The 13,474-nt window shown below is 69.9% G+C and carries 10 protein-coding genes; 2 read left to right on the top strand and 8 right to left on the bottom strand.

Going from position 1 to position 13,474, the window contains the following annotated elements; all coding sequences use genetic code 11:
• The 3 genes from ABD235_RS06080 to ABD235_RS06070 are packed head-to-tail and all read right to left on the bottom strand — an operon-like array spanning position 1 to position 1,857.
• Positions 1–489: a glutathione peroxidase gene (locus ABD235_RS06080; protein ID WP_344170681.1), complete on the bottom strand. Its 489-nt coding sequence runs from the start codon at positions 487–489 to the stop codon at positions 1–3.
• Positions 486–1,160, bottom strand: coding sequence for a dienelactone hydrolase family protein (locus ABD235_RS06075; protein WP_344170678.1), 675 nt, complete (start codon positions 1,158–1,160; stop codon positions 486–488). The genes ABD235_RS06080 and ABD235_RS06075 overlap by 4 nt, the downstream gene beginning before the upstream one ends.
• A 10-nt stretch (positions 1,161–1,170) precedes the next feature.
• Positions 1,171–1,857, bottom strand: coding sequence for a hypothetical protein (locus ABD235_RS06070; protein ID WP_344170675.1), 687 nt, complete (start codon positions 1,855–1,857; stop codon positions 1,171–1,173).
• A gap of 218 nt (positions 1,858–2,075) precedes the next feature.
• On the opposite strand from ABD235_RS06070, the gene ABD235_RS06065 reads away from it, so the two are divergent.
• Positions 2,076–3,275, top strand: a complete 1,200-nt coding sequence (locus ABD235_RS06065; RefSeq protein ID WP_344170672.1) for a thiolase family protein — start codon at positions 2,076–2,078, stop codon at positions 3,273–3,275.
• Positions 3,272–5,389, top strand: coding sequence for a 3-hydroxyacyl-CoA dehydrogenase NAD-binding domain-containing protein (locus ABD235_RS06060; RefSeq protein ID WP_344170669.1), 2,118 nt, complete (start codon positions 3,272–3,274; stop codon positions 5,387–5,389). The genes ABD235_RS06065 and ABD235_RS06060 overlap by 4 nt, the downstream gene beginning before the upstream one ends.
• A 60-nt stretch (positions 5,390–5,449) precedes the next feature.
• Here ABD235_RS06060 and ABD235_RS06055 read toward each other — a convergent pair whose 3' ends face one another.
• From ABD235_RS06055 to dxs, 5 genes are all read right to left on the bottom strand, one after another.
• The gene (locus ABD235_RS06055) at positions 5,450–6,757 is read right to left on the bottom strand and encodes a hypothetical protein (protein ID WP_344170666.1); all 1,308 of its coding nucleotides are present in this window, start codon (positions 6,755–6,757) and stop codon (positions 5,450–5,452) included.
• A gap of 98 nt (positions 6,758–6,855) precedes the next feature.
• The gene (locus tag ABD235_RS06050) at positions 6,856–8,337 is read right to left on the bottom strand and encodes an APC family permease (protein WP_344170663.1); all 1,482 of its coding nucleotides are present in this window, start codon (positions 8,335–8,337) and stop codon (positions 6,856–6,858) included.
• A 69-nt stretch (positions 8,338–8,406) separates the two neighbouring features.
• Positions 8,407–9,702: a hypothetical protein gene (locus ABD235_RS06045; protein ID WP_344170660.1), complete on the bottom strand. Its 1,296-nt coding sequence runs from the start codon at positions 9,700–9,702 to the stop codon at positions 8,407–8,409.
• 235 nt (positions 9,703–9,937) lie between these two features.
• Complete coding sequence (locus ABD235_RS06040) at positions 9,938–11,539, bottom strand: hypothetical protein (protein ID WP_344170658.1); 1,602 nt, start codon at positions 11,537–11,539, stop codon at positions 9,938–9,940.
• On the bottom strand, positions 11,499–13,394 hold the full coding sequence (dxs, locus tag ABD235_RS06035; protein ID WP_344170655.1) for a 1-deoxy-D-xylulose-5-phosphate synthase: 1,896 nt from the start codon (positions 13,392–13,394) through the stop codon (positions 11,499–11,501). Before dxs ends, ABD235_RS06040 begins: the two co-directional genes overlap by 41 nt.
• Positions 13,395–13,474: the final 80 nt, after the last annotated feature.

The raw sequence follows: 13,474 nt of genomic DNA, 5'->3' as shown, positions 1-13,474 counted from the left end.
TCAGGCCGACAGCTGGCGCTCGATCGCCTCGACGACCTCGGGAGACTCCGGCGTCGTCCGCGTCCGGAACCGCGCCGCCACCGTGCCGTCGGAGCTGAGCAGGAACTTCTCGAAGTTCCACTGGACGTCACCGGCGTTGCCCTCGGCGTCCGGCGTGAGCGTGAGCTCGGCGAACAGCGGGTGCCGGCCCTCGCCGTTCACCTCGGCCTTGTCCAGCATCGGGAACGTCACGCCGTACGTCGTCGAGCAGAACTCCTGGATTTCCTCGGTGGTGCCGGGCTCCTGCCCGCCGAACTGGTTGCACGGGACGCCGAGCACGGTGAACCCGCGGGAGGCGTACTTCTGCTGCAGGTTCTCCAGCTCGGTGTACTGCGGGGTCGCGCCGCACTTGGACGCCACGTTCACGACCAGCACGGTCTTGCCCTTGTACTCACCGAGGGAGGTCTCGGCGCCGGACAGGGTGCGCAGGGGAATGTCGTACAGGCTCATTCGTTTCCTTCAGCAGGCAGGTGGCGGGACAGGAAGTCGGTGGTGCGCTGCCACGCCAGGGCCGAGGCCTCGGCGTGGTGGAACGCGGGCATCGGGTTGTCGAACGCGTGCCCGGCGCCCGGGTAACGGTGGACCTCGGCGTCGCCGAGCTCGGCGACGATCTTGTCGACGGTCTCCGGCGGCAGGTAGTCGTCCGCGTCACCGAAGTGGTGCAGGCTCGCCGCCGTCACGTCCGGCGCGAGCGGCAGCAGGTTGGGCAGGGCGGAGCCGTAGTAGCTGACGAGCACGTCCGGCGAGGAGACCGCGGCGACGTTGAAGCCGAGACCGCCGCCGAAGCAGAAGCCGATCACGCCGACTCCGGCGTCACGGCCGCGCAGGTACTCCAGCGCGGCCACCGAGTCGGAGACGGCCAGGTCCCAGTCGAGCCGGCCCACGACAGCGAGCGCCCGGTCCAGCAGATCGGGCGCGTCCGGGTCGAGATCGACGTCGTCGAGGCGCCAGAAGATCTCCGGCGCGACGACGTGGTACCCGAGCGCGGACAACTGCGCGCCGCGCTCCTGGATGTAGTCGGAGACCCCGAAGATCTCCTGCAGGAGCAGCAGCCCGGGACCGGAACCTTCCCAGACGTGCACGGGCATCAGGCCGGAGCCGGTGTCGATTTCCAAGGTCACACCAGCGAGCCTACTGCGCTACTTGCGTCGCCTCCTCAACAGTCCGCGGAGCAGCCTGCGGAAATCGCGACGGCTTGGCCGGAACCCAGCGCCTGCACTCCTCGATCGCGTTCTCGAGCAGCCGGTACAGCCGTTCGTCCGGGTTCGGGACGCACGCCTGCGAGATGCCCTCGACCGCGCACGAGACCGCTCTGGGCGCGGTACGGCGGGCGTAGTCCGGCGTCCCGCGATGGGCCTTCGCGGTGAACGCGCGGGCCCACTTGGTCGCCGACGGGACCGAGTCGAGGGCCTCCTGCGAGGCCGGGTCCATGCTGTCGAGCGGGCGCCCGTCCAGGATCGCCAACTGCCGCTCCCCCACGATCAGGGCGACGGCCAGGATGTACTGGCGTTCCTGCGAGACGACCGGCAGGGCTTCCTGGATGCAGCGTGCGGTCACCCGCGGTACGACGTGCGGGTCGTCCGGCGTCAGGCCGATCACCGACGGGATCAGCGGCGCCAGCCGGGACCGGCCGGCGTCCGTCGTGCAGTCGTTGACGTCGCGCGCGACGCCCGCGAGCAGCGGATGCGTGCAGGCCGGATGGTCCGACCACGGTTCGCCGGCCAGGTAGGACGCGAACTCCATGAAGCAGGCGCCCTTGCGTGGATTGCGGTGCTTGCCCCGGCTCAGGACCGGGACGGCGAAATCGAAGTTGTTCATCAGAGCGACTCCCGAAGCGTGCCTGTCTCCAGCATGCGCCCGATCCCGCCCGCGCGCCACGGCGAATCGCCCCGAAAACCTGTGCAGCCGCCGCTGGGGATCTGCGCTGCGTCCCCACCCCGATCCGCGTTGTGAGCAGCCGCACAGGCGTGGCTGCTTGGGGCGGTTCATTACCGGCGGGTAGCATCGGGGTGCCACCCCACCCTAAGGAGGGCCTCGTGCCCCGTGAGATCCGCGATGTCGTGTTCGTCGACGGCGTTCGCACCCCGTTCGGCAAGGCCAAGGGTCAGTACGCCGAGACGCGCGCCGACGACCTGGTGATCAAGTGCATCCGTGAGCTGCTGCGGCGCAACCCGTCGCTGCCGCCGGAGCGGGTCGAGGAGGTCGCGATCGCGGCCACCACCCAGATCGGCGACCAGGGCCTGACCATCGGCCGGACCGCCGCGCTGCTGGCCGGTCTGCCGAACACCACCCCGGGCTACGCGATCGACCGGATGTGCGCCGGCGCGATGACCGCGGTGACCACCACCGCCTCCGGGATCGCCTTCGGCGCCCAGGACGTGGTGATCGCCGGCGGTGTCGAGCACATGGGCCGGCACCCGATGGGCGAGGGCGTCGACCCGAACCCGCGGATCATCTCCGAGAAGCTGGTCGACACCTCCGCGCTGGTGATGGGCTCCACCGCCGAGAACCTGCACGACCGCTTCCCGACCATCACCAAGGCCCGCACCGACGCGTTCGCGGTCGCCTCCCAGGAGCGCGCCGCCAAGGCGTACGCGAACGACCTGATCCAGCCGGACCTGGTCCCGGTCGCGACCCGCTCGGCCGAGCACGGCTGGGGCCTGGCGACCACCGACGAGCCGATGCGGCCCGGTACGACGCTGGAGGACCTGGCCAAGCTGAAGACCCCGTTCCGCCCGCACGGCCGGGTCACCGCGGGCAACTCGGCCGGTATCAACGACGGCGCGACCGCCGCCCTGCTGACCTCGGCCGAGGCGGCCGAGGAGCTCGGCCTGACGCCGAAGATGAAGCTGGTCTCGTACGCCTTCGTCGGCGTCGAGCCCGAGGTGATGGGCTTCGGCCCGGTCCCGGCGACCGACAAGGCGCTGAAGCAGGCCGGCCTGACCATCGACGACATCCAGGCCTTCGAGGTCAACGAGGCGTTCGCCGTCCAGGTGCTGGCCTTCCTGGAGCACTACGGCATCGCCGACGACGACCCGCGGGTCAACCCGTACGGCGGCGCGATCGCCTACGGCCACCCGCTGGCCTCGTCCGGCGTCCGGCTGATGGTCCAGCTGGCCAAGCAGTTCGAGCTGCGCCCCGAGGTCCGCTACGGCCTCACCACCATGTGCGTCGGCCTCGGCATGGGCGGAACCATCATCTGGGAGAACCCGAACTTCGAGGGGAACAAGGCATGAGCGACCTGAACGCGTTGATCGAGGCCGCTACCGCGATCGAGAACGACGAGCTGGTCACGCTCGCCCCCAGCCGGGACGTCGTGCTGCCGAACAAGGCCGGCACGATGGCCCTGATCACGCTCGACAACGGCCAGGACCACACCAAGCCGAACACCTTCGGCCCCAAGGGTCTGGCCGAGCTGAACCAGGCGATCGACGCCGCGCTGGCCCGCGAGGACGTCGTCGCGATCGGGATCACCGGCAAGCCGTTCATCCTGGCCGCCGGCGCCGACCTCAGCGGCGTACCGAAGCTGACCGAGCGCGAGCAGGCGCTCAACCTCGGCCGGATCGGCCACGGCGTGATGCGCAAGCTGACCGAGGGCGGCAAGCCGAGCTTCGCGTTCGTCAACGGCGTCGCGCTCGGCGGCGGCCTCGAGGTCGCGCTGCACGCGTCGTACCGGACCGTCTCGGTGGCCGCCGGGATGATCTCCACGCCGGAGGTCTTCCTCGGTCTGCTCCCGGGCTGGGGCGGCAACTTCCTGCTGCCGAACCTGATCGGCGCCGACAAGGCCGTCAAGGTCGTGGTCGAGAACGCCCTGAACCAGAACAAGATGCTGTCCGGCCCCGAGGCGGTGAAGTTCGGGATCGGCGACGTGCTGCTGGACTCGGCCGACTTCCTCGAGCAGTCGCTGCTCTGGGCTTCGAAGGTCCTCACGGGTGAGGTCGTCGTCGAGCGGGCGGAGATCGATCGCGGCGAGGCGTGGGACGCGGCCGTTGCCCGGGGCAAGGCGTTCGCCGATCTCAAGGTGAGCGGCGCGGCGCCCGCGCCGTACCGGGCGCTGGACCTGATCGCGGCGGCCAAGGACAACGACCGCGACCGCGGGTTCGCGGCCGAGGACGAGGCGCTGGCCGACCTGATCATGAGCGAGGAGCTGCGCAGCGGCCTCTACGCGTTCGACCTGGTCAACAAGCGCGCCAAGCGTCCGGCCGGTGCGCCGGACAAGTCCCTGGCCCGTCCGGTCAACAAGGTCGGCGTCGTCGGCGCCGGTCTGATGGCCGGCCAGCTCGCCCTGCTGTTCGCACGGCGACTCGAGGTGCCGGTGGTGCTCACCGACCTCGACCAGGAGCGGGTCGACCGCGGCGTCGGCTACGTGCACGGCGAGATCGACAAGCTGCTCGGCAAGGGCCGGATCCGCCCCGACAAGGCCAACCAGCTGAAGGCGCTCGTCACCGGCTCGGTGGACCGTTCGGTCTTCGCCGACGCCGACTTCGTGATCGAGGCGGTCTTCGAGGAGCTGCAGCTGAAGAAGACGATCTTCGCCGACCTGGAGAAGATCGTCGCGCCGGAGGCGATCCTGGCGACGAACACCTCGTCGCTGCCGATCACGGAGATGGCGGCCGGGCTGGAGCACCCCGAGCGGGTCGTCGGCTTCCACTTCTTCAACCCGGTCGCGGTGCTGCCGCTGCTGGAGATCATCCGCGCCGACCAGACCGACGACGCCGCGCTGGCGACGGCGTTCGCGGTCGGCAAGAAGCTGAAGAAGTCGTGCGTGCTGGTCAAGGACGCGCCGGCCTTCGTGGTGAACCGGTTGCTGACCCGCTTCCTCGGCGAGGTCAGCGCGGCGGTCGACGAGGGCACGCCGATTCCCGAGGCGGACAAGGCGTTGTCGGCGCTCGGCCTGCCGATGCCGCCGTTCGTGCTGCTGCAGCTGGTCGGCCTGCCGGTCGCGCTGCACGTCGCGGAGACGATGAACCGGGCCTACCCGGACCGGTTCGCGGTCTCGGAGAACCTCGCCAAGGTCGTTGCTGCAGGCAAGAGTTCGTTCTACGTCTGGAGCGCCGAGGGCAAGCCGTCGGTCGATCCGGAGGTCGAGGCCCTCGTCACCGTCGGCGACCAGCCGTCCAGCGCCGACGAGCTGCGCACCCGCGTACTGACCGCGCTGGCCGAGGAGATCCGGATCATGCTCGACGAGGGTGTGGTCGCCGAGGCGCAGGACATCGACCTGTGCCTGCTGCTCGGCGCCGGCTGGCCGTTCCACCTCGGCGGCATCACGCCGTACCTGGACCGCTCGGGCATCGCCGAGAAGGTCAACGGGCAGCGCTTCCTGCCCAAGGGCGTCGCGTCGCTGGCCTGAGGTCCCTGAATCTGCTGGGGTCGGTGCGGAGCCCGGAAGCCCGCTCCGGCCCCAGCAGCACTAACCGCGGAACCTCTTGACCGCGGCGGTCAGCTCGGCCGGCGTCTTGCCGGTGTGGCGTTTCAGGATCGCGCTGTACGCCGCTTCGGTGGTGCCGTGGACGGCGACGTCGGCGTACAGGGCGGCAATCTTCTTGATGCCGACGCGGTCGGCCAGGTACTCGACGGTCCACCAGCTCTGGCCGTAGGCCCGTTCGCCGTTCGCGTCGAAGGCGGCGCGGTCGGGAAGGGTCTTCATCCCCGGCAGGTACTTGGTCTTGACCGTCTTGCGGTACGGGTCGACGGTCCACTCGGGATCGTCCTCGACCGACCGGCAGCGCACGTACTCGGCGAGGCCCTCGGCCAGCCAGAGCGGGACCAGCGGGCCGATCGGCACGGTCGCGACATGGGTCATCTCGTGCACCAGCAGGTCCTCGTCGAGGTCCTTGCGCAGCGCCGGGTTGATGACGATCCGGCTGCCGACCGCAGGCCCGGACGGCTTGCCGAGCTGCTCCCCCTCGTACAAGGTGACCGCCTTGGCGGCGATCGTCCAGCCGCGGCCGCTGCCCGACGTCCACAGGGTGGCCATCACCTGCGGCTCCGGCATCGCGACCACCAGCACCGCGCCGTCCCAACCGCGCGGCCAGTGCCGGCGGACTGCGGCGACGGCGTCCTGCGAGACCCGCGCGATCGTCGTGCCCAGAGCGAGCTCGCGCTGCGCGACCACGACGACGACCTTGCCGCGCCGGACCAGCGCGACCTCCTGGAAGTCCCACGGCTGCCGGTGCCCGTCGCGGCTCAGCGTCTCGTCGATCGCGCCGTCCTCGACCAGGACCCACAGGTTGTCCCGGCGCACGAACGTGTAGCCGAGATCGGTCTGCACCGGCTTCGGGTCGACGCCGGCGATCTGGTACCGCATCATCACCCGCGTGCTGTACGTCGACGGGCCGTACTTCTCGGCCAGCTTCGGCGCCGCCCAGTCGTCGGCGGTGAAGTACTTCAGCGTGCTGAAGCCGAACTTGCGCAGGTTCCCGAACAGCAGCTTCTGCCGCGCGACCAGCTTCGGCTGCTTCGGGTCGACCGCGGCGAGGAACCCGTGCAGATCACCCTTGAGTACGGCGGTCGCCCGCTTGCCCAGCAGGAGATCGACCTCGTGCTGCCGACTCTTCTTCTCGGCGTCGCTCAGCTCGTGCGACGGGCCCGGCGCCTGCAACGCGGACGCCGTACTCCCGGCCGGTGCGTCTCCCGAGCGCGTCACCACCACAGCGCCGGCGGTGCCGGCCAGCGCGAGCGCGGCAACGGCCGCCAGCAGGCGCCTCGGGTGCTTCATGGAAGGAGTCCTGCCTCTGCGAAAGTCGACTGAGGAATCCTACCGTCGGCACAGGCCGCGCCCCCGGACGAGATCCGGGGGCGCGGCCTTGCGCAGTACTAGGCCTTCGTGACCTCGCCGGTCTGCTCCTCGCGGCCGACGCGGCTGCGGCGGTAGCCGTAGACGGCGTACACGACGAAGCCGAGCACCATCCAGATCGCGAACCGCAGCCAGGTCTCCAGCGACAGGTTCAGCATCAGGTAGACGCAGATCACCGCGGCCAGGATCGGCACCACCGGGTTGCCCGGGACGCGGAACGAGCGCTCGATGTCCGGCCGCTTCTTGCGCAGCAGCGGGACGGCGATCGAGACCAGCGTGAACGCGGCCAGGGTGCCGATGTTCACCATCTCCTCGAGCTTGCCGATCGGGGTGACGCCCGCGACGATCGCGACCACGACGCCGATCCCGATGGTCAGCCGGTACGGCGTACCGAACTTCGGGTGCGTCTTGCCGAGCTTGGCCGGCACGAGGTGGTCGCGGCTCATCGCGAACACCACCCGCGCGGCGCCGATCATCAGCGTCAGCACGACGGTGGTCAGACCGGCGACCGCACCGGCCGAGATCAGCGTCGCGAAGCCGGGACGGCCGACCGACCGGAACGCCTCGGCCAGCGCGGCCTCACCGTTGATGTCCTTGTAGTTCACCATTCCGGTGATCACGATGCAGACCAGCACGTACAGCACGGTGCAGATCGCCAGCGAGCCGATGATGCCGCGGGGCAGGTCGCGCTGCGGGTTCTTCGCCTCCTCGGCGGTGGTCGCGACCACGTCGAACCCGATGAACGCGAAGAACACCAGCGATGCACCCGACACCAGGCCCATCACGCCGAACGTCGACGGCGTGAACCCGAACAGGGCCTGGAACAACGGCGTCGTGATGCTCACGGCGCCGCTCTCGGCCGGCACGCTCGGCGGGATGAACGGCGTCAGGTTCGAGCCCTTGACGTAGAACAGGCCCGCGACGATCACGAACAGCACGACGAACAGCTTGACCGCGACCAGCGCCAGGTTGACCCGCAGCGACTCCTTGATCCCGATCGTGGCCAGGATCGTCAGCACGATGATCAGCAGCATCGCCAGCACGTTGACGTTGCTCTCCGGGCCGATCGAGTCCGGCCAGCCCAGGCCGATCTGCTCCAGGAACAGCGCGGCGTACGTCGACCAGCCCTGCGCCACGACGCTTGCCCCGAGCATCAGTTCCAGCAGCAGGTCCCAGCCGATGATCCAGGCGAAGATCTCACCGAGGGAGAAGTACGAGAACGTGTACGCCGATCCCGACACCGGGACGGTCGAGGAGAACTCCGCGTAGCACAACGCGGCGAGGCCGCAACAGATCGCGGCCAGCACGAACGACAGCGCGATGCTCGGCCCGGCGTACGCCTGGGCGGCCCTTCCGGTGAGCGTGAAGATGCCGGCGCCGATGATCACGCCGATGCCGAACACGGTCAGGTCGAGGGCGGTGAGGCGTTTCTTGAGCTGGTACTCCGGCTCGTCGGTGTCCGCGATCGACTGCTCGATCGTCTTGGTCCGCAACAGACTCATTACGCCTCCTAGAACTCGGACGGAACATCCCGAGCGTGCCCCTCTGACGCGATGAGGTCAAACCGCCACTCAGCGTTGGGGCCGGTAGTCCTTGAGGGAGATCCACAAGGTCGCCTCGGTGTACCCGGTGCGGGTCAGGAGTATGCGGTCGCGGTTGCCCTGGTCGGTGCCGTGCCGGGCGAGATCCTCGTACAGGTCCTCGACCGCCGCCAGACCGATCTCACGCACCAGGAAGCGCACGGCCAGCCAGCTCACGCCGTAGACGTCGGTGTTGCTCTGGTAGAAACCGAGATCCGACGGCAGGGCAACGAGACCGGGCAGGGCCTGGTCGATCACTTCCTGCTCCCACTTGGCGACCTCGCCCGGACCGCTGACCGCCTCGATCCCCCGCCAGGACACGTACTCGGCGGCGCCTTCGGCCAGCCAGAGCGGCTCGTAGCCACCGAGGTCCGCGGTCGCGACGTGGGTGATCTCGTGCGACAGCAGGATCTCGTCGATCCGGTCGCGTTCCTTGGGGTTCACCACGATGTACGCGCCGCCGACCGTGCCGTCCGCGGTGTCCTGACCGGGCAGCGAGGTGAACGTCGAACCGGCGCTGGCCGCGGACTCGACGTCCTCGTCGGCGAAGCGCGCGTCGCGGACCTCGGTGTCGTCGAGCGCGGCGATCAGCACCGACCCGCGCCAGCGGCGCGGCCAGTACGCCGCGACCTGGGTGAGCGCTTCGTTGGCCTCGGCAACGATCGCCTTGGCCCGGTCGGTGTCGCCCTTCTCCACGATCGCCAGCACCCGCGGCCCGCGCCGGACCTCGATCCGGCCGAGGTCCCACGGCTCGCGGTGCGCGGTCGGGCCGAGCTCGTCGTCGAGGTCGCGGTCGTCGGTGATCACCCAGCGGCCGCCGCGGCTGACGAACGTGTAGCCGAGCTCGGTGGTCACCGGGTCGTGGTCGACCTTGGGGATCTGGTACCGCATCAGGATCCGGACCAGGTACGTCGACGAGCCGTGCTCGCGGACCGCGGCCTGGTCGAACCGCTCCTCGGCCTGGCTGTACCCGACCTCGGTGAAACCGATCTCGACCAGGTTCGCGAACAGCGTCCGCTGCTCCTGGCGCAGCTTGGTGTCGGCCGGGTCGACGTCGGCCAGGAAGAGCCGCTCGTTGCCGTCGCGGACGGCCTTCGCGCGCCGCAGCAGCACGGTGTCGACGGCCTGGCGCCGGGCGGCGACCGCGGCCGCGGTCTTGGACGGCGGCTTGTTGCTCTGGTTCGGTGGGGAGGTCGGGCCGACGCTCACCTTGGGCCGGTTGCGGGCGTCGTCCTCGCGCTGGTCGACGGCGTACGCGACCCCGCCGCAGGTCAGCACGACCACCACCAAAAGACCCAGCCAGCGGCGGGGTCTCGGGGGCGGTGCCTGAGCGCCCGGCCGGGCAGCGTCAGGGGGTGACAAACTCACGTCGGGTCGATTCCTCCGGTCCGCCCGTCCAGCGACAGCCCGGCTACCCTACTCGGTCCTGCTGAATCCACCACCGACACGCCGGGTATACAAGATTGCCCCTGGAATCCCCGGGATTCCCCGACCGGTTCCGTAACCGGTTCCGCCTGGTGGATCAGGCGGCGGCCGCGGCCTTGAGGGCTTGGAAGAGACCAGCCTCGGTCAGGTTCAGGTGCTCCATCATGATCCGGTCGCGTTCGGCCTGGGTCTGCCCGAGAGCGGCCATCTCCTGGTACAGCGTGACCAGCTCGGTTCCGCCGTACCGCTCGATCAGCAGGTCGACGGCCAGCCACGACAGCGGGTACGACTTCAGCGAGTTCTGGAAGAACGTCCCGTCGGCCGGAAGCGACTTGGCGTTGGCCAGGTACTTGGTCCGGACGGTCTGCCGGTACGTGCCGATCGCCAGGTCGCGCGCGCCGTCCATCGGGAGGAACTCGACCCAGGTCGCGGCGCCTTCGACCAGCCAACGTGGCGCGAAGGTCCCGTACGGCGCGGTGGCGACATGGGTGAACTCGTGCGCGAGCGTCCGGGCGTCGACCTTGCTCCGGTTGCGCGGGTTGATCACGACGTACGAGTCGGTCCGCTCCCCTACCCCGCTGACCTCGCCGGGCAGCGAGCGGTAGACCCAGGTCGCCATCGCGAGCGCGTCCTCGGCGTTCTTCGGCAGCGTGTAGTCGGCACCGCGAACCATCTTGTCGTCGAGCGCGATCACCACGCCGGCGCCGGTCCAGCCGCCGGGCCAGCTCTTGCTGACCGCCTTGACCGCGCTGCCGGCCTTCGTGAGCAGGCTGGCGGCGAGCTTCGTCTGACCTGTCTCCACGACGACGAGGACCCGGGGTGCCCGTTTGACCAGCACTTCGCCGATGTCCCAGGCCTCTTGGTGCGAGCCGCGCGGGAGGCGCCGGTCGAGGTCGCTGTCGGAGACGAGCGTCCACTTCTTGTCGGGGCGCTGGACGAACGTGTAGCCGAGCATCGTCCGCGCGGGGACCGGGTCGATGCCGCGGATCTGGTAGGTCATCGCGACGGCGACGACGAAGGTGCTCGGCCCGTACTTGTCGGTGAGGGCCTGGTCGTACTGCTCCTGGAGGCGCTCGTACTTCAGGCTGGCGAAGCCGAAACGGCGCAGGTTGTCGAAGAGCGTGCGCTGGCGGGCGCGGAGTGTCTTGTTGGCCGGGTCGACGGCGGCGAGGAACTGGTCGGGCTTGTTGAGCTTGACGGCTTCGGCGCGCGCGGTCAGTACGGCGTCGACGCCGGACGCCCGGGCGGCGCGGTCGACCTCGGGGGTCTTGGGGGCGGCGGCGACAGGCGGTGTCGTGCTGCTGGTCCCGGACTTGTGGAGCGCGAGCCCGCCGGCCACGGCAGCCGCGACGAGGACGAGCGCGATGAGGACCGGCCCGACGCCACGCCGCTTGGGGGCCGCGGCGTGGCGGCCCCGGGGCTGTTGGTCGCGGGAAGGCGCTGGTGTCTGGGTGTGCTGGTCGAGCGAAGGCTCCGGCGCTTGGGCCGGCTGGTGACGCGACGGCTCGGGCGCATAGGCCGGCTCCCGCGGCTGCTCCTCGGGGAACCATGCGGCGGCAGCCGGGAGCTCCCCGGTGTCGGCCTCGGCCGGGTCAACGGGGTGCTTCCGGGCTACGTCCGGAGCCTGCTCCTGGGGGAACCAGGGGGCAGGCTCGGGATCAGGCCCCGGTGGGCCGGCCGCGGGCGGTGTCGGGCTCACTCGTGATCGCGTCCCCCTGGTCCCGGGTGATCAGCTCGATCACTTCGCGGGCCAGCTCCTGACCGGTCAGGCCGATCTCCTGCAGGATCGCCGGCCGCTTGGCGTGGTCGAGGAAGCGCTGCGGGATCCCAAAGTCCCGGACCGGTGTGGCGACCCCGGCGTCGCGGATCGCCTGCGCGATCGCGGCACCACAGCCACCGACGCGGCCGTTGTCCTCGATCGTGACGACGAACTTGTGCTTGCCGGCCAGCTCGACCAACTCGGGCGCGACCGGCTTGACCCAGCGCGGGTCGACCACAGTCACCCCGAAGCCCTGCGCGCCGAGCCGCTCGGCCACGTCGACCGCGGTCGCGGCCATCGAACCGATCCCGACCAGCAGCACGTCCGTGCCGGTGCGGACCAGGACGTCCGTCGTACCGATGCGGTCGATCGCCTCGATGTCGGGGAACACCTCGCCCTTGGCGTAGCGCAGAACGGTCGGCGCGTCGTCGACCTCGACCGCCTCGTTCAACAGCTCGGCGACCCGCTTGCCGTCCCGCGGCGCGGCCAGCCGCAGCCCCGGCACGAGCTGCAGCAGCGACATGTCCCACATGCCGTTGTGCGACGCGCCGTCGTCACCGGTCACCCCGGCACGGTCCAGCACGAACGTCACGCCGCACTTGTGCAGCGCAACATCCATCAGCAGCTGGTCGAACGCCCGGTTCAGGAACGTCGCATACAAGCCCACGACCGGGTGCAGCCCACCCATCGCCAGCCCGGCCGCGCTCGTCACCGCGTGCTGCTCGGCGATCCCGACGTCGAAGATCCGGTCCGGGAACTCCTTGCCGAACGCCGCCAGACCGGTCGGGTGCAGCATCGCCGCGGTGATCGCGACCACGTCCGGTCGCCGGTGGCCGATCTCGACCAGTTCCTCGGCGAACACGTCCGTCCAGCCGCGCGGCTTGTACGCCGGGCGGATCTGGTGGAAGTTGTCCTCCTCGTCCTGCACGGCAGCCGCGTACCCGAAGCCCTTCTGGGTGACCGCGTGCACCAGGACCGGCCCGCCGAAAGCCTTCGCCTTCGCCAGCGCGTCCTCCATCGCCACCCGGTCGTGGCCGTCCACCGGACCGACGTACTTCAGGCCGAGGTCCTCGAACATGCCCTGCGGGGCCAGCATGTCCTTGAGGCCCTTCTTCACTCCGTGCAGCACCTCGTACATCGGCGGTCCGACGTACGGCGTGCGGCCGAGGTTGGTCTTCACCAGGTCGAGGATCTTCTCGTACCGCGGGTTGGTGCGCAGGCTGGTCAGGTGCGTGGCCAGGCCACCGACGGTCGGGCTGTAGGACCGCCCGTTGTCGTTGACGATCACGACCAGCTTCAGGTCGTCGCAGGCGGCGATGTTGTTCAGCGCCTCCCAGGCCATCCCACCGGTCAGGCCGCCGTCACCGATCAGCGCGACCACGTGCCGGTCCTCCTTGCGGAGCCGGTACGCCTTGGCCAGGCCGTCGGCGTACGACAACGACGTCGAGGCATGACTGTTCTCGACCAGGTCGTGCTCGGACTCCGCCTGGCTCGGATACCCCGACAGGCCGCCCTGCTGGCGCAGGGTGTCGAACTTCGGCGCCCGGCCGGTCAGCAACTTGTGCACGTAGGTCTGGTGACCGGTGTCGTAGACCAGCCGGTCGCGCGGCGAGTCGAAGACCCGGTGCATCGCCAGGGTGATCTCCACCATGCCGAGGTTCGGACCGAGGTGACCACCGGTCCGCGACACCGTCTCGACGAGCACGTCGCGGATCTCCGCGGCCAGGTCCGTCAGCTGCTGATCGGTCAGGTCCTTGAGGTCCGCCGGCCCTCCGACCGTGTCCAGCAAGCGCATCGAGCTCCTCCGCAGGGTTGTCCTCGAATGGTCGAGTCTATGCACCCCGGCCGCCGATGCCGAACGCGGCAAGGCCTTCC

It is taken from the genome of Kribbella lupini (assembly GCF_039529595.1).
Taxonomy (GTDB): Bacteria; Actinomycetota; Actinomycetes; order Propionibacteriales; family Kribbellaceae; genus Kribbella; species Kribbella lupini.
Note: the sequence above shows the minus strand (reverse complement) of the source record. Positions and strands in the feature narration are given on the sequence as shown.